The sequence below is a fragment of the Nocardia sp. CNS-044 genome (assembly GCF_059570515.1).
Genome location: NZ_JCANSX010000001.1, coordinates 91,414 through 107,565 on the forward strand (window position 1 = coordinate 91,414; position 16,152 = coordinate 107,565).

The window sequence follows — 16,152 nt, forward strand, 5'->3', positions numbered from 1 at the left end:
CGACGAGGGCGCGGCTACGCCCGGTCCCTGTCCACCGGCACGCCAACGCGGGCAGAATGGCACAGTGGCAGAACTGGCGCTCACCGCTCGACTGAATACGTCCGCCGCCGATGCGAGACGCGGGGTGGTCCGCCTGCATCCGGAGGCGTTGACGGCGCTCGGCCTGCGCGAGTGGGACGGAGTCGCGCTGGCGGGATCGCGCCGCACCGCCGCGGTGGTCGGCATCGCGCCCGCGGGCACTCCGGCGGGCGTCGCGCTGCTGGACGACGTGACGCTGTCGAACGCGGGACTGCGCGAGAACGCCACCGTGGTGGTCTCCCCCGCCTCGGTGTACGGCGCCAAGCAGATCTCGGTCAGCGGCTCGGTGCACGCCTGCCGCAGCATTCCGGCCGCCACGCTGCGGCAGGCGCTGCTCGGCAAGGTCGTCACGGTGGGCGACGCGGTCTCGCTGCTGCCGCGCGATCTGGGACCGGACATCCCCTCGTCGGCGGCGAGCCAGGCGTTGTCGCGCACCTTCGGCATCGCGTGGACGACCGAACTGCTGACCGTCACCGCCACCGATCCGGTGCGCGGGCCGGTGAGCGTGCAGCCCAACACGGCCGTCGCCTGGGGCGCTGGGGCGGTCGCGGCGCTGGACGCCGCCGAACGCGCGGCGGCCGCGGGCCATACCTCCCGCGCGGTGATCGAGGCCGCCGCGGGCACCAACGGTGCGACCGCGGTGCGCGCCGCGCCGCCGCGCGTTCCCGCGGAGGAACTCGTCGGCGTGCACGCCCAGGCCTCGAAGCTGACCGAATGGCTCAGCCTCGCGCTCGACGAACCCGAACTGCTCAGAACCCTCGGCGCCACACCCCATCTCGGGGTGCTGATCACCGGACCCGCCGGTGTCGGCAAGGCCACGCTGGCCAGGTCGGTGACCGCCCCGCGGCGCATCGTCGAATTGGACGGACCTTCGGTCGGCGCGCAGGAGGGCGGCGCCCGGCTGCGCGAGGTGGCCGAGGCGGTCGCCGATGTCGCGTCCGGGCGCGGCGGCATCCTGCTCGTCACCGACATCGACGCGCTGCTGCCCGCCGACCCCGAGCCGGTCGCGACGCTGATCCTGGACCAGTTTCGGGCGGCCATGGCCGAGACCAGCGTGGCGTTCATCGCGACCACCGCGCATCCGGCCGGTGTGGACGCCCGGCTGCGCGCGCCGGACCTGTGCGATCGGGAGCTCGCACTGCCGCTGCCGACGTCGGCGATGCGCAAGGCGCTGCTGGAGCAGCTGTTGCGCAAGGTGCCGACCGACGATCTGAAGCTCGACGTGATCGCCGCGCGCACACCGGGTTTCGTGGTGTCGGATCTCGCGGCGCTGTGCCGGGAGGCGGCGCTGCGCGCGGCGTCGCGGGTCAGCAAGGAGCAGGCCGATCCACGCCTGACCCAGCAGGACCTGGTCGGCGCGCTGGAGGTGATCCGTCCGCTGTCGCGTTCCGGCATGGAGGAATTGGCGATCGGCAGCCTCGGCCTGGACGACGTCGGCGACATGATCGAGACGAAGCAGGCGCTCACCGAATCGGTGCTCTGGCCGCTGCGCCATCCGGATTCCTTCGCCAGGCTCGGCATCGATCCGCCGCGCGGCGTGCTGCTCTACGGCCCGCCGGGCTGCGGCAAGACGTACCTGGTGCGGGCACTGGCCGGTTCGGGCCAGCTCAGCGTGCACGCGGTCAAGGGCGCGGAACTGCTGGACAAGTGGGTCGGCGCGTCCGAACGGGCGGTGCGCGAATTATTCCAGCGGGCAAGGGATTCCGCGCCGTCGCTGATCTTCCTCGACGAAGTCGACGCGCTCGCGCCGCGACGCGGGCAGAGCACCGACTCCGGTGTCGCCGACCGCGTGGTCGCCGCGCTGCTCACCGAGCTCGACGGCGTGGAGCCGCTGCGCGACGTGGTGGTGCTCGGCGCGACGAACCGGCCCGAGCTGATCGATCCCGCGCTGCTGCGACCGGGCCGATTGGAGCGGCTGGTGTTCGTGCCTCCGCCGGACGCCGCGGCGCGGCTGGAGATCCTGCGGACCGCGGGTCGTTCGGTGCCGCTGGCCGCCGACGTCGACCTGACCGCGCTGGCCGCCGACCTGGACGGCTACTCCGCCGCCGACTGCGCCGCGCTGCTGCGCGAGGCCGCGCTCGCGGCGATGCGCCGCGACGTGGCGGCCGCCGACGTCACCGCCGCCGATCTCGCCGCCGCCCGCGCGGTGGTGCGTCCGTCGCTGGATCCGGATCAGGTCGAAGCGCTGCGCAAGTACGCGGAAAACCGCAGCTGACGGACACGGCGCTGGGCCGGTAATCACGGGCTGGGCGCCGTCGCGCGGGTATGTTGCCCTGGTGCGGCGATGGATCGGCGACGGAGTCGACGTGGTCACGGCCCTCCTCGGGGCCGCGGTCGCGGGAGTCGCGCTGTTCCTGCCGATCACCTTCGCCTGGACCGCGCAGAGCACCCCGTACCGGATCGCCAGCCTGATCAACAGCGTGCCGCGCGGCGCGACGATCGGCATGGTCGTCGCGGTCACGGTCGCGGTGCTGATCACCACCTTCGCCCGGCCGCTGGTCGGCTGGATCGTCGCGTTCGTCGGCGCGCTCGGCATGTACGTAAACCACTTCGCGGGCCGCGACGTCGCCTCCGCGGATCTGCTCACCACGCAGAACTATATCGACGCGGTCTGCGGCGGAATCCTGTTGGGCGCGTTGGGCGTCGTCGCGCTGCGCCGCCGCACCTCGGCGATCGGCTACGTGCTCGGCGCGACGAGCATCTTCGTCTTCGGCGATCTCGCCGACCTGCTCGACCTGCCCGAGCAGGACCCGTGGGTAGTACTGGAAACGCCGCCGTTCTCGATGATCGGCATCGCGGTGGTGCTGCTGTTCGTCGCCATCGCCCGCAATCGCGACCGGGCCGAACCGGAGAGCGACTCGACGGTGCCCATCGATCTGCCGATCACGCCGATACTCGCGGCGATCGTGCTCGGCCTGATCGTCCTGGCGGCGAGCGAATGGCTGGCCGGCCAATACAACAATGTCTCCGCGCCCGGCGACAACCGGCTGGAGATCGCGATCGCCGTCGCGGCCATCATCAGCGCCGCGCTGATCGCGGCCATGCTGCTGCCCGGACGCGATGGGATCGGCGTGCTGCTCGCGGTGAGCTTGGTCGCGACCGCCGACTCGCTCGGCTACGCGCCCCGGCCCTGGTGGAGCCTCTTGGTGGTGCTCGCGCTCACCGCGCTCGGCTTGTTCGCCGGTCTGCGCGCGCCGTCGCCGTTCCTGGCGCTGCTGGCGCTGATGGGCGTCGCGGTGTTCGCGTGGGTGGACGCGCACGGCGACGGCACGGTCTACTACTCCGTCGCGACGGTGCTGCTCGCGCTGACCGCCGGCTTCTGCGGCGGCGCCGCCCGACCGCACTACGGCCCGAGCGCCGTACTCGCCCTCGCCGCGCTCGCCCTGCCGAGCGTCGTCACCGCGCTGCCGGTGGAGAACGAAACGTGGCCGCCGCGGGACAACATGGCGCACGCCACCACGCCCGGCAAGGTGGCGCTGATGATCGTGGCCGGGTGCACGTTCGCCCTGCTCCTGCTTTACCGCCTGCGGCCGCGCGCCTACCGCAAACCGGCGCCGCCCGCGCACCGGGACGAGGTAGCGGATATATAGCCGAGCCGCCGCGACATGGCTGACGCCATAGCGGCCACTTCCGCAGAAAACCCTGGCTCCACGTAGGCTGGAACCGCACCACCGCCCGCCACGACCTGACGGAGTGCAGTTTGCTCGTAATCCTGCTCGCGCACGCGCTCGCCGCGCTGGCAGCGCCGTGGTGCGTACGGGTGTTGGGGCGCAACGCTTTCGCGGTGCTCGCGCTCGCGCCGCTCGGCGGTTTCGGCTGGGTGGTCGCGAATTGGGATAGCGCGCAGCAGGTTCGGCTGACCTGGGCGCCCGCGATCGCGATGAACATCGAGCTGCGCTTCGATTCGCTCGCGGCCGTCATGGCCGCGCTCGTGCTCGGCATCGGCACGCTGATCCTGCTCTACTGCACCCGCTACTTCACGGACGACGAACCGCGACTCGGCGTCTTCGCCGCCCAGTTCGTCGGCTTCGCGGGCGCGATGTTCGGACTGGTCACCAGCGACAATATGCTGCTGCTCTACGTCTTCTGGGAGACGACGACGGTTTTGTCGTTCCTGCTCGTCGGCCACAACGCCGAACGGGCGACCAGCAGACGCGCGGCGCTGCAAGCACTGCTGGTCACCGGCGCGGGCGGGCTGGCGATGCTGGTCGGCATCGTGATCCTCGGACAGACCTGCGGCACCTACCTGCTGTCGGAACTGCTGGCCATGGACCGCCTTCCGGACGGGATCGCGGTATCGGTGGCGGTGGCGCTCGTGCTCGTCGGCGCGCTGAGCAAGTCCGCGATCGTTCCGCTGCACTTCTGGCTCCCCGGCGCGATGGCCGCGCCCACCCCGGTCAGCGCGTACCTGCACGCCGCGGCCATGGTGAAGGCGGGCGTGTACCTGGTGGCGCGGCTCGCGCCGGTGTTCGCGAGCAGTCCGCCGTGGCATCCGATGGTGCTCGTCCTCGGCGCGGTGACCATGCTGCTCGCGGGCATTCGCGCGCTGCGGGTGACCGATCTGAAACTGCTGCTCGCCTTCGGCACGGTGAGCCAGCTGGGTTTCCTGATCGTGCTGCTCGGCATCGGCACGCCGGACGCGGCGCTGGCCGGGACGACGCTGATCGTGGCGCACGCGCTGTTCAAGGCTTGCCTGTTCATGGTGGTCGGGATCGTGGACCACGGCGCGGGGACCCGCGATCTGCGCGAGTTGTCCGGGCTCGGTCGGCGGGCTCCGGTGCTGTGCGGGGTCGCCGTGCTCGCGGCGCTGAGCATGGCGGGCATTCCACTGCTGCTCGGGTTCGTCGGCAAAGAGAGCGCGCTCGGCGCGATCCTGGACGCGGACACGTTGACGGTTCCGGCGCGCATCGCCTTGTGCGCGGCGATCGTGCTCGGCTCCATGCTGACCGTCGGTTACAGCGCCCGTTTCGTCTGGGGCGCGTTCGGGGACAGGGAACTCGACAAGCAACCGTCGTGGCACGCGCCGGGGCCGCTGTTCCTCGCGCCGCCCATGGCACTCGCCGTCGCCAGCCTCGCCGCGGGTATCGGCGCGCAGTGGCTGGACGAGCTGCTGCGCGGGTATCCGGAAACGCTTCCGGGCGAGCTGGTTTCGCATCTGGCGCTGTGGCACGGGTTCACCGTGCCGCTCGCGCTGTCGGTGCTGATCATCGCCGCGGGCTCGGCACTCTTCTTGGTGCGCAACCGATTCGGCGAGACGGCGCACCCGCGCCTCGGCAACGCCGACCGCGCCTACGACGCCACCCTGCGCGGGATGGATCGGCTCTCGCTGCGGATGACCGGATCGGTGCAGCGCGGTTCGCTTCCGCTGACGCAGGCCGCCATTCTCGGCACCCTGACCATCCTGCCCGCGGTCCTGCTCGCGCTGGGCACCAAGACGGGAGTGGAACTGCGCCTGTGGGATTCGCCGTTGCAACTCGCCATCGCCGGGATCATGGCGGCTATGGCGTTCGCGGCGACCATCCTGCGCAACCGGCTCGCCAGCGTGCTGGTCGTCGGCGTCACCGGCTACGGCTGCGGCGTGATCTTCGCGCTGCACGGCGCGCCGGACCTCGCCCTCACCCAGTTCCTCGTCGAGACGGTGACGCTGGTGGTCTTCGTGCTCGTCCTGCGCGCCTTCCCCGCCGAGATCGAGGAGAGCAGGACCACCGCGTTCGAGACGCGCCGCGCCGCCTTGGCCGTCGCGGTCGGGGCGAGCGTCACGGTGCTGGCCGCCTTCGCCACGGCGGCGCGCGGCGCGGAACCCATCTGGCACCGGATCCCCGAGGCCGCCTACCGGCTCGGCGGCGGCAAGAACGCGGTCAACGTGCTGCTCGTCGACATCAGGGCGTGGGACACCCTCGGCGAGGTCTCGGTGCTCATCGTCGCCGCCACCGGCGTCGCCTCGATGGTGTTCCGCACCAGGCGTTTCGGCGCCGCGCCACGCGCCGCCGACTCGCCGCACTACAACCCGGACCTCGTCAGCTGGCTGCCCGCCGGACGGCTGGTCGACCGCCGGGAACGCTCGATGGTCTTGCAGATCACCGCGCGCCTGCTCTTCCCGACGATCATGGTGCTCTCGATCTATTTCTTCTTCGCGGGCCACAACGCTCCCGGCGGCGGTTTCGCGGGCGGCCTCACCGCGGGCCTCGCGCTGACGCTGCGGTATCTCGCGGGCGGCCGCTACGAACTCGGCGAGGCGCTGCCGGTGGAAGCGGGCCACGTCCTCGGCGCCGGACTGACGCTGGCGGCGGGCACCGCGGCCGGCTCGCTGCTGCTCGGCGCGCCGCCGCTGTCCTCGGCGATCATCGAGGTGACGCTGCCGCTGTTCGGCCACGTCAAGCTGGTGACGTCGCTGCTGTTCGACCTCGGCGTCTATCTGATCGTGGTCGGCCTGGTCCTCGACGTGCTGCGCAGCCTCGGCGCCCGCCTGGACAGCGAACTCGGCGACTCCCCGAGCGACGAGCCCTCCCCGGCGCCGCGAGGGAGTCGGTCATGAGGGAACGCGGTGAGCGAATCATGTGCCAGCCCGCCGATGGCATGCCGGAGCCGAGCGCCAGCGAGGTGGAGGCATGAGCGAACGAAGTGAGCGAATCATGTGCCAGCCCGCCGACGGCATGCCGGAACCGAGCGCCAGCGAGGTGGAGGCATGACATCGAACCTGACCCTGCTCGTCCTCATCGGCGTCCTCACCGCCTGCGGCGTCTACCTGATCCTGGAGCGCGCCGTCTCCAAGATGCTGCTCGGCATGATCCTGTTCGGCAACGCGGTGAACCTGCTGATCCTGACCGTCGGCGGTCCGGACGGCGACCCGCCCGTCGGCGGCGCCGAGGCGGGCGCGCACGAGGGCATGGCGGACCCGCTCGCCCAGGCGATGATGCTCACCGCGATCGTCATCACGATGGGCTTGGCGGCGTTCGTGCTCTCCCTCGCCTACCGCTCCTACATGCTCACCACCACCGACGACGTGCAGAACGACCCCGGTGACGCGGAAGTGGCGGCGCGGCGCGACCGAGAGGATCCGGAAGATTGAGCCTCTCGCCGCACCTTCTGCCCGCGCTCGCGCCGCTGCCGGTGCTCGTTCCGCTGCTCGGCGCCGCCGCGACGCTGATCTTCGGCCGCAGACCCCGCATTCAACGCGCGGTCACGTTGGTCGTGCTGACCGCGGTCGTCGTCATCACCGGAATGCTGCTCTATCTGGCCGACCGAGACGGCACCGCCGCGGTGCAGGTCGGCGGGTGGGACACCCCGATCGGCATCACGCTGGTAGTGGACCGGCTGGCCGCGGGGATGCTGCTCATCTCGGCCATCGTGCTGCTCGCCGTCTCGGTCTACGGCGCGGGCCAGAATATCCGCGACGGCGACGAGCGCCAGCCGACCTCCATCTACCGCCCCACGTATCTCGTTCTGACAGCCGGTGTTTCGGCGGCCTTCCTGGCCGGTGACCTGTTCAACCTGTTCGTCGGCTTCGAGATGCTGCTCGCCGCGTCGTTCGTGCTGCTCACCGTGGGCGCGACCGCCGAACGCATCCGCGCGGGGGTGGCGTACGTGATGGTGTCGATGCTGTCGTCGCTGATCTTCCTGACCGGCATCGGCTTGGTCTACGCGACCACCGGGACACTGAACCTGGCGCAGATCGCCGTACGCCTCGGCGCGGCCCCCGAAGGCGTACGCACGGCGGTCTACGCGGTGCTGCTGGTCGCTTTCGGCATCAAGGCGGCGGTGTTCCCGCTGTACAACTGGCTGCCCGACTCCTACCCGACCGCACCGGCGCCGGTGACCGCAGTCTTCGCCGGTTTGCTGACGAAAGTCGGTGTGTACGCGATCATTCGGACGCACACACTGCTGTTCCCCGACGGCGCTTTCGACAACATCCTGCTGATCTGCGGCCTGCTCACCATGATGATCGGCATCCTCGGCGCGATCGCCCAGCACGACATCCGACGGCTGCTGTCGTTCACGCTGGTCAGCCACATCGGGTACATGATCTTCGGCGTCGGGCTCGCCACGGCGGCCGGTCTGGCGGGCGCGGTGTTCTATGTGGCGCACCACATTCTGGTGCAGACCACCCTGTTCCTGGTGGTCGGCCTGATCGAGCGGCAGGCCGGTTCCACCTCGCTGCGCAGGCTCGGCGGGCTGGCCGCGGCGAGTCCTGTGCTCGGCGTGCTATTCCTGGTGCCCGCGCTGAATCTCGGTGGTATACCGCCGTTCTCGGGTTTCATCGGCAAGGTCGCGCTGCTCCAGGCGGGCGCGGCCGACGGCGGCGTGCTGGCCTGGGTGCTGGTCGGTGGCGCGGTGCTGACCAGTCTGCTGACGCTCTACGTCGTCGCGCGGGTCTGGGCCAAGGCGTTCTGGCGGCCGCGCTCCGAAGCTCCGGAGGGACACCTCGCGGCCGCGAAACCGCCGACCCTGATCGAGGATTCGACCGACGTGCTCTACGACGAGCGCACCGATCCCGGCCGCATCCCGCCGCTCATGCTGCTCTCGACGGTGGCGCTCGCCGCGGTCGGTCTCGGCCTCACCGTGCTGGCCGGACCGATCCTCGGCATCGCCGACCGCGCCGCGGCCGACCTGAACGATCCCGCGGTGTACGTCGGCGCGGTACTCGGCGAACCGGAGGCGTTTCGATGAGCGAACGAGATGAGCGAATCGTGACCCCGCGCGTGCCCGAGCCCAGTGCGGCACAGGCATGAGGATCGGCGACGAGATCCCCGGCGGGACAAGCGGATCCGGCTCGCGGCGGATCGGCAAGGACAGCGTGGTCCGCGTCGGCGTGCTGCTCTGGCTCGCCGCCGTCTACATGGCGCTGTGGGGCGATCTGAGCGTCGCCAACCTGCTGGCGGGGCTGGTGGTCGGCGCGCTGATCATGGTGGCGCTGCCGCTGCCCCGAATCCCGGTGAGCGGGCGGCTCAACCTGGTCGCGCTCATCGAGGTGATCTGGGTGAGCGCCTACTACGCGCTCGAATCCAGCTTGCAGATCGCGTGGTTCGCGCTGCGGCCCGCGCCGCCGCCGGTCTCCGGTGTGCTGCGGGTCAACCTGAGCACCAAGTCGGATCTGGTGCTGGTGCTCACCACCGCCCTGCTCAACCTGATCCCCGGCACGATGGTGCTCGAGATCGACCGCAACCGCTGCCTGGTCTACGTGCATGTGCTCGACGTCGGCAGCGAGGCCGCGGTGGCGCGGTTCTACCAGCAGACCCGCCGCCTGGAACGGCTGCTGATCTCCGCACTCGAGCGGCCCGTACCGAAATCCGTCCGGAGGTGAACGCATGACCGTCGTCGCCGTGCTCGCGGGCTTCCTGCTCGCGGCCGCCGCCGTCATCACCAGCTACCGCATCCTCGCGGGGCCGAGCACGCTCGACCGGGTCGTCGGCATCGACTCGCTGATGGCCATCGCCATGGCGGGACTCGCCGTGTGGGCCGCTTACGACCGGGACGCCACGGTGCTGCCCGCCATCGTCGCTCTGGCGCTGGTCGGGTTCCTCGGTTCGGCCGCCGTCTCCCGTTTCCGCGTCAGGGACGACCGATGACGGGCTGGCAGTGGGCATCGGCCGCGCTGATCCTCAGCGGCGCGGCGCTGGCGTGCACCGCCGCGATCGCCATCGTCCGCTTCCCCGACACCCTGACCCGCATGCACGCCGCCACCAAACCGCAGGTGGTCGGGCTGCTGCTGGTGCTCGGCGGCGCGGCGATCGAGCTGCGCGGCCAGGGCAATGTCTGGCTGCTCGCGCTGGTCGGGCTGTTCACGCTGGTCACCGCGCCGGTGATCGCGCACCTGATCGGCCGCACCGCCTACCGCGAACAGCGGCACCGCGACGGGCTGCTGCGCGTCAACGAGCTCGGCGACGAGATCGACTGAGCGGTCCACCGGCGCCGGACTCGGCAGCGCTCGATGGGTTCAGCGGTCGGCGGGCTCGGTCTCCCGCACCTCGACCACCGGCTCCCGCTGCCCCGCGAACCAGGTCGCGTGGAAGGCGGCCGCCATGCCCGCCAACAGCGCGAGCACGATGGTTCCGGCCGGGACGGCGTACTCCGCCATCGACACCGCCAGGTAGCGGTAGGAGAGCAGCAGGACCGCCAGCACCGCGACGCCGCCCGCGACCAGGCGGATACGGAACCATCCCCAGCCGCGTTCCGGCTCGCGCAGCGCGGACTCGACGGTCAGGCACAGCACCGCGCCCGCCACCAGGTCGACGCCATAGTGGTAGCCGAAGCCGAGCGTCGCGGCCAGCGTGGCCAGCAGCCAGAAGGTGCCGCCCCAGCGCAGCCAGGCGGGTGCGCGGGAGCCGTCGATATCGCGGCGGGTGTGCAGGAAGACCGACAGCGCCCACGCGGTGTGCATGGACGGCATGCAGTTGCGCGGAGTCGCCGTGTCGAAGGGCAGCGGCTCGGGACTGCGGTCGATCGGCGGGAGGACGCCCGGCCAGTAGTTGCCGATCTGGAGTCCGTTGCCGTCGGCGCCATAGGCGAACATCGGACCGACCACCGGGAAGAGGACATAGACGATCGGTCCGACCAACCCGAGCACCAGGAAGGTCCGCACCAGGTAGTGGCTCGGCCACCGCCCGGAATCGACCACCCGGCGCAACTGCCACACCGCGACCACGATGGCGGCCACCGGCAGCTCGATGTAGACCCAGTGCAGCACGGCGTAGACCACCGGGCCGAGCGTGTCGATCACCCGGCCCATCACCCACGAAGGGTCGCCGAGCGCGTGATCGGCGAGCATCACGTACTCGTCGAGCACCTCGGGACTGCTCAGCACCGTGATGTGCAACCAGACGTCGCCCACCTTGGTCGCCAGGATCAGCAGCGCGCCGAGCGCGGCGGCGTGCAACGCGTTGCGCCGTTCGTCGCCGGTCCAGCGCAGCCAGGCGATGAGGGCGAGCGCGGTGAGCACAAGCACCGGACCGTTGCCGACCGTGGGCGGATCACCGGCGAGCAGCCGCGCCCCCGCGCACACCAGGTCGATGGCCACCGCCGCACCGAGCGCGACGAGCCTGCGCCGCATGGGGATACCGACCAGCGCGAGGACCAGCCCGGCCCACGGCACCGACATCGATTTCGGGGTGCCGACATAGTCGCGCAACAAGCTTTCCAACGGACCTTCGAAATCCTGCTGGAACGCGACGATCTGGAGCACGATCAGCAATGCGGGCACCGCCGCGACGGCCGCGGTCACCCAGACCCGGGACGGCGGTATCTTCAACCGCCGCACCGCACTTCCTACGCTGGAACCCGGGTCTTCGACAAGCACGACGACCATAGTAAACGGGGGATGAACGCCGTCCCCCTGGCCAGCTGAACGCCAGACGACCGCCCGTGAGCCCGGCGCGCTACTTGTAAAGCTCCTGGACCAGCGCGTCCACCACCGCGATCAGGTCGCCCTGGGTCGCCGCCGCCACCTTGCGCTGGCGCTGATACGACGCTCCACGCTGGGGAATTTCGGCGACAAAGGACAATTCGTCCGAGCAGCCGAGCCGCTTGGCCGTCGGCTCCAGCCGGTTCAGCACGTCCATCAGGTCGTCGGTGACCAGTCGTTCGCTGTTGTCGGCGTCTGTGATGACGATCGCATCCAGGCCGTAACGCGCGGCCCGCCACTTGTTCTCCTGGACATGCCACGGCGGCAACGTCCCGAGATCCTCGCCCTCGTCGATCCGCCGGTCCAGATCCACGATCAGACAGTGGATGAACGCCGCGAGCGCGGCCAACTCGGCCCTGGTGGAGATGCCGTCGCAGATGCGCACCTCGATGGTGCCCCACTTGGGGGCCGGCCTGATGTCCCAGTGCATGCCGCCGAGCTGCTCGATGACGCCGGTCTGCATCTGGTCGTGCACGAAACGCTCGAACTGGCTCCAGTTGTCGAACTGGAACGGCAGGCCCGCGGTGGGCAGCTGCTGGAACATCAGGGTGCGGTTGCTCGCGTACCCGGTGTCGGAACCGGCCCACATCGGCGAGGAGGCCGAGAGCGCGAGCAGGTGCGGGTAGGTGAACAACAGCGCGTTCAGGATCGGAAAGACCTTCTCCCGGTGCGAGACTCCCACGTGCACGTGCACGCCCCAGATCATCATCTGGCGGCCCCACCACTGGGTGCGCTCGATCAACTCGTCATAGTGCGGCGAACGGGTCAGCTGCTGGGCCGACCATTGCGCGAAGGGGTGGGTGCCCGCGCAGAACAGGTCGACGCCGAGCGGGTCGGCGGCGCGGCGCACGGTGTCCATCGTGCCGCTCAGATCGTCCACCGCCGCGCCGACGGTGTCGTGCACGCCGGTGACGATCTCGACGGTGTTGCGCAGCAACTCCTTGGTGACCTGCGGAGTGCCGTCCCAGGCCCGCAGGTCACCGACGGCATCGAAGACCGCGGCCGCGGTGTTGGAGAGATCGCGCGTCACCTTGTCGACGAGCGCGACCTCCCATTCGATGCCGATGGTCGGCCGGGGCGAACCTGGAAATGGAACGTTCTCGATTGCCCCGCCCATATCGGCACCTTGTCTACTGGACTACACCGCAGGCGAAGCGGCCGCCCGCGTCGCCGGTCGCCAGTGTGTTGTCGTCCGGGCCTGCCACGCCGTCGGCACGGACGTAACGGTTGGGAATGTTGCCGAAGTTGTCGGCATCGGCGTGGATGATCAGCGCGCGATTCTTCAGGTCGTCGAGGGTCACCGTGTCGGTGGTGGTGACCAGCTTGCCCTGGCCGTCCGAGCGGACCTGCAGCGAGGTGAGGTCGCCGCTGGCCGGGTGGGCGTTGGCGTTGCCTACCTGGAGGTGGCCGCCCGCCGAGAGGAAGTCACCGGCCGCGCCGCCGGTGGGCGCCACGGAGTTGGGCTCGCACTTGCCGACCTGGTGGAAGTGCAGACCGTGGAATCCGGGCTTCAGGCCGTGCGCCTCGACGGTGATCACGAGGTGCTCGCCGTCCTTGGCGATGTTCGCGGTGGCGACCGAGCTGCCCGACGCGTCCTTCAGCTCGACCTTGGTGCCCGGATCGGTGGCCGGGCTGCCGTGCTCGGTACCGGTCCCGTGCTCCTGAGCCGGGGCGGAGGCACCGGTCCACACCGGCGGGGTGGTTCCCTTGACGTCACTCGACTCCTGGCTGTTCGTGCAGGCAGCGAGGCCGAAGACCGCGACCGCAAGCACCGGGGTCACAGTCCGCCAGGACGGGCGACGAGTTGTGGACGGGGCCATCGGGGGAACTCCTTTACGAGTACCGAGTTTACGAGTAAAGCTGGGTGGACACTGTCGTTACCGGACAAGATGATGCCACGAGCGCCGTGTCGCGCCGCCAAGGGGCCGTGCGCGCCGGGCTCGGTTTTCAGTTACCCGTCAAGATGACGACCACACCCGGACCGTTGTCCCCGATTCCCGCCGACTTGGGCTCGGCGGTCGCGCCGATCTCCGCGGCGATCGCCAGCGCCGCCTCCCGCTCGCCGGGCGTATTCCCGTAATACACTGTCGTTTTCGCGATGGTGCCGCCCGCGTAGTTGCCCGGCGCGACGTTCGTCCAGCCGCTCGCCGTCAATTCCTCGGCGGTACGGGCCGCCAGACCGGCGACCAGACTGTTGTTCAGAACACGGACCGGAACGGCCCGGTTCACGCCCGCCGCGGGCGCACCGGCCGCGGGCGTCGGCGCGGCGGCGGTCGTGGTCGGCGCCACCGTCGTCGCGACCGGGGTCGTCGCCACCGGGGTGGTCGCGGCCGTCGTCACGGGCGCGGCCGAGGTGACCTGCTGGGCCGCGGTCGACGACTCCTCGGCGTTCGTGGCGTCGGAATCAGAACTCGACAGCGACATCGCACCGAGACCCGCGAACACGATGGCCAGTGCGATCAAAACCATCGCCAGCGCGCGCAACGGCGGCCCGCCGGAGGTGGGATTGGTTTGACTCACGCTGTCGACCCTAGTCGCACATCGGTCCGGGGTGCCCGCATCACGATCCGAAGACGTGTCATACCTGGAAACCGAGACGCCGTGCGGCTCTGGCCTTCTGCCTGCTCGCGCGAAGCCTGCGCAGCCGTTTCACCAGCATCGGGTCGACGGCGAGGGCCTCCTGCCGGTCCACCACGGCGTTGAGCACCTGGTAGTACCGGGTCGGCGACATGCCGAACAGTTCGCGGATGGCCTCTTCCTTGGCGCCCGCGTACTTCCACCACTGCCGTTCGAAGGCCAGAATTTCGTGTTCGCGGCGGCTGAGGCCGCTGCCTTCGTCCGCCCCGGCCTGGGCCGATGCGCCCGCCGTCGTCTCTTCGCTCGCGGAAGGGTCGTCTTGGATCGCGGAAAGATTCCGTGCCGCTGCGCCGTCCATCTCGCTCCCTCGCCGAGTTGCCACCAGACGAAAATGGTGCTTGTACGTCGCGGATCATTCAACCACGGGGTCACAGGGATGATCCGCCTTCGGTCCGGCGTGTTGATTACGCGCGGGTACGGGCGTCTCACCTGCGCCGGACGGCGGCCACTCGCCTCCGCTGAGCGGCCGGTAGGCTTGCTTTCCATGGCAATCCTCCCCATCGTGATCGTCGGTGACCCCGTGCTGCACAACCCGACCAAGCCGGTCACCGATTCGCCGGAGGAACTGGCCCCGCTGATCGCGGACATGTACGAGACCCTGGACGCCGCCAACGGCGTCGGGTTGGCCGCCAACCAGGTGGGCGTGCCGCTACGACTGTTCGTCTACGACTGCCCGGACTTCGGTCCCGACGGCACGGCCGTCCGGCGCCGCGGCGCGGTGATCAACCCCGTGCTGGAGACCTCCGCGCTACCGGAGACGATGCCGGACCCCGACGACGACGAAGAGGGCTGCCTCTCGGTGCCCGGAGAGCAGTTCCCCACCGGCCGGGCCGACTGGGCGCGGGTCACCGGCACCGACGAGCAGGGCGAGCCGGTCTCGATCGAGGGCAACGGCTTCTTCGCCCGCATGCTGCAGCACGAGGTCGGCCACCTCGACGGATTCCTCTATGTCGACGTGCTGATCGGCCGCAACGCGCGCGCGGCGAAGAAGGCGATCAAGCGAAACGGTTGGGGCGCACCGGGTCTGAGCTGGGTGCCGGGCACCGTTCCGGACCCCTTCGGGCATGACGACTGAGCCGGCGCCCGCGCCGATTCCGCTCGGCCGCCGGGTGGTGATGCGCTATCAACTGCCCGCCGGATATCCACAACCGCTGACCGACGTGATCGGCGAACTGGTTTCGCTGGACCCGCCGACGGTGCGCGACGCCGACGGACAGATGGTCTCGGTGACACCCGATCGGGTGGTCGCGCTGAAAGCCATCGGGCCGAGGCCGATTCGCACCAGAGAGATCAGGGCACTGGAAGCGGCCGCGGCGGACGCGTGGCCGGGCGCCGAAAACGACTGGCTCGACGGGTGGCTGTTGCGCGCCGGACACGGCTACACCAATCGCGCCAATTCCGCTGTGCCGCTGGGCGAACCGGGACGACCGGCCGAACTTTCCACCGATACCCTGCACCGCATCGGCGCGTGGTACACCGCGCACGGCCTGCCGCTGCAACTGCTGCTGCCCGACCGGCTCGCACCGGCGCCGCCCGGCTGGCGCACCTGGAACGAAACCCTGGTGCTCGGTATCGACATCGACAATTTCGTTCTGCCGCAAGGTCCCCCGATGGTCCGGATCGCGCCGCGGCCCGACGAGGCGTGGCTGCGACTGCACCGCTATCGCGGCGAAGACCCTGCGGCACAGCCTGTTCCGGTGCCCGAGGTGCTCACCGCGGTGCGCGACGGCGAACTCGGTTTCGCCTCGCTCGGGCTGCCGAGCCCCATCGCCATCGGACGCGGCGCGACCACCACCGCGCCGGACGGACGCCGCTGGATCGGGCTCACCTGCGTCGCCGTGGCCGCCGAGCACCGCAGGCACGGCCTGGCCACCCTGGTGTGCGCGGAGCTGATCCGCTGGGGGCACGAGCGCGGCGCGACACACGCCTACGTCCAGGTCGAGGCCGACAACGCGGCGGCGCTCGAGCTCTACCGCGGCCTCGGTTTCCTGGACCACCACGGCTATCGCTACGCCGCTCCGCACGGCGGACAATAGATC

The 16,152-nt window shown here is 70.4% G+C and carries 15 protein-coding genes; 10 read left to right on the forward strand and 5 right to left on the reverse strand.

Translation table 11 applies throughout. The features are described from left to right. The first annotated feature begins 64 nt into the window (after positions 1-64). From T333_RS00455 to mnhG, 8 genes are all read left to right on the forward strand, one after another. Positions 65-2,293 (forward strand): AAA family ATPase, encoded by a 2,229-nt coding sequence (locus T333_RS00455; protein ID WP_496423372.1) that lies wholly within the window; start codon positions 65-67, stop codon positions 2,291-2,293. 61 nt (positions 2,294-2,354) lie between these two features. Next, a complete protein-coding gene (locus T333_RS00460) occupies positions 2,355-3,668 on the forward strand; it encodes a hypothetical protein (RefSeq protein WP_354998709.1) in 1,314 nt (437 codons plus the stop codon). Between the two features lie 110 nt (positions 3,669-3,778). Beyond that, positions 3,779-6,613 carry a Na+/H+ antiporter subunit A gene (locus tag T333_RS00465; protein ID WP_496423373.1) on the forward strand — a complete coding sequence of 945 codons (2,835 nt, stop codon included), beginning with the start codon at positions 3,779-3,781 and terminating at the stop codon, positions 6,611-6,613. Positions 6,614-6,763: 150 nt separating this feature from the next. Further along, on the forward strand, positions 6,764-7,147 hold the full coding sequence (locus tag T333_RS00470) for a Na(+)/H(+) antiporter subunit C (protein WP_141808432.1): 384 nt from the start codon (positions 6,764-6,766) through the stop codon (positions 7,145-7,147). Continuing rightward, positions 7,144-8,745: a Na+/H+ antiporter subunit D gene (locus T333_RS00475; protein ID WP_496423374.1), complete on the forward strand. Its 1,602-nt coding sequence runs from the start codon at positions 7,144-7,146 to the stop codon at positions 8,743-8,745. Before T333_RS00470 ends, T333_RS00475 begins: the two co-directional genes overlap by 4 nt. A gap of 58 nt (positions 8,746-8,803) precedes the next feature. After that, positions 8,804-9,379 carry a Na+/H+ antiporter subunit E gene (locus T333_RS00480; protein ID WP_496423375.1) on the forward strand — a complete coding sequence of 192 codons (576 nt, stop codon included), beginning with the start codon at positions 8,804-8,806 and terminating at the stop codon, positions 9,377-9,379. Positions 9,380-9,383: 4 nt separating this feature from the next. Beyond that, positions 9,384-9,644, forward strand: a complete 261-nt coding sequence (locus tag T333_RS00485; protein ID WP_354998704.1) for a monovalent cation/H+ antiporter complex subunit F — start codon at positions 9,384-9,386, stop codon at positions 9,642-9,644. Continuing rightward, complete coding sequence (mnhG, locus tag T333_RS00490) at positions 9,641-9,973, forward strand: monovalent cation/H(+) antiporter subunit G (protein WP_354998703.1); 333 nt, start codon at positions 9,641-9,643, stop codon at positions 9,971-9,973. The genes T333_RS00485 and mnhG overlap by 4 nt, the downstream gene beginning before the upstream one ends. Before the next feature lie 39 nt (positions 9,974-10,012). Here mnhG and T333_RS00495 read toward each other — a convergent pair whose 3' ends face one another. The 5 genes from T333_RS00495 to napA all read right to left on the reverse strand — a co-directional run bounded on the left by T333_RS00495 (position 10,013) and on the right by napA (position 14,411). Beyond that, complete coding sequence (locus T333_RS00495; protein ID WP_354998702.1) at positions 10,013-11,380, reverse strand: phosphatase PAP2 family protein; 1,368 nt, start codon at positions 11,378-11,380, stop codon at positions 10,013-10,015. Positions 11,381-11,450: 70 nt separating this feature from the next. Beyond that, the gene (locus T333_RS00500; RefSeq protein WP_354998701.1) at positions 11,451-12,593 is read right to left on the reverse strand and encodes a glutamate--cysteine ligase; all 1,143 of its coding nucleotides are present in this window, start codon (positions 12,591-12,593) and stop codon (positions 11,451-11,453) included. A gap of 13 nt (positions 12,594-12,606) precedes the next feature. Then, positions 12,607-13,296 (reverse strand): superoxide dismutase[Cu-Zn], encoded by a 690-nt coding sequence (sodC, locus tag T333_RS00505; RefSeq protein ID WP_354998700.1) that lies wholly within the window; start codon positions 13,294-13,296, stop codon positions 12,607-12,609. Positions 13,297-13,423: 127 nt separating this feature from the next. Further along, complete coding sequence (locus T333_RS00510) at positions 13,424-13,996, reverse strand: LytR C-terminal domain-containing protein (RefSeq protein ID WP_496423376.1); 573 nt, start codon at positions 13,994-13,996, stop codon at positions 13,424-13,426. Positions 13,997-14,054: 58 nt separating this feature from the next. Continuing rightward, a complete protein-coding gene (gene napA, locus T333_RS00515; RefSeq protein WP_354998698.1) occupies positions 14,055-14,411 on the reverse strand; it encodes a nucleoid-associated protein NapA in 357 nt (118 codons plus the stop codon). Between the two features lie 186 nt (positions 14,412-14,597). Between napA and T333_RS00520 the strand changes: the two genes are divergently transcribed. After that, a complete protein-coding gene (locus T333_RS00520) occupies positions 14,598-15,188 on the forward strand; it encodes a peptide deformylase (RefSeq protein WP_354998697.1) in 591 nt (196 codons plus the stop codon). Continuing rightward, complete coding sequence (locus tag T333_RS00525; protein WP_496423377.1) at positions 15,178-16,149, forward strand: N-acetylglutamate synthase, CG3035 family; 972 nt, start codon at positions 15,178-15,180, stop codon at positions 16,147-16,149. Before T333_RS00520 ends, T333_RS00525 begins: the two co-directional genes overlap by 11 nt. Positions 16,150-16,152: the final 3 nt, after the last annotated feature.

What these genes read in the sequence shown, in the direction of transcription:
- T333_RS00470 (WP_141808432.1), top strand. Translation starts at nt 6,764, where the DNA reads ATGACATCGAACCTGACCCTGCTCGTCCTCATCGGCGTCCTCACCGCC.
- T333_RS00495 (WP_354998702.1), bottom strand. Translation starts at nt 11,380, where the DNA reads ATGGTCGTCGTGCTTGTCGAAGACCCGGGTTCCAGCGTAGGAAGTGCG.
- T333_RS00520 (WP_354998697.1), top strand. Translation starts at nt 14,598, where the DNA reads ATGGCAATCCTCCCCATCGTGATCGTCGGTGACCCCGTGCTGCACAAC.
- T333_RS00480 (WP_496423375.1), top strand. Translation starts at nt 8,804, where the DNA reads ATGAGGATCGGCGACGAGATCCCCGGCGGGACAAGCGGATCCGGCTCG.
- napA (WP_354998698.1), bottom strand. Translation starts at nt 14,411, where the DNA reads ATGGACGGCGCAGCGGCACGGAATCTTTCCGCGATCCAAGACGACCCT.
- sodC (WP_354998700.1), bottom strand. Translation starts at nt 13,296, where the DNA reads ATGGCCCCGTCCACAACTCGTCGCCCGTCCTGGCGGACTGTGACCCCG.
- T333_RS00500 (WP_354998701.1), bottom strand. Translation starts at nt 12,593, where the DNA reads ATGGGCGGGGCAATCGAGAACGTTCCATTTCCAGGTTCGCCCCGGCCG.
- T333_RS00485 (WP_354998704.1), top strand. Translation starts at nt 9,384, where the DNA reads ATGACCGTCGTCGCCGTGCTCGCGGGCTTCCTGCTCGCGGCCGCCGCC.
- T333_RS00525 (WP_496423377.1), top strand. Translation starts at nt 15,178, where the DNA reads ATGACGACTGAGCCGGCGCCCGCGCCGATTCCGCTCGGCCGCCGGGTG.
- mnhG (WP_354998703.1), top strand. Translation starts at nt 9,641, where the DNA reads ATGACGGGCTGGCAGTGGGCATCGGCCGCGCTGATCCTCAGCGGCGCG.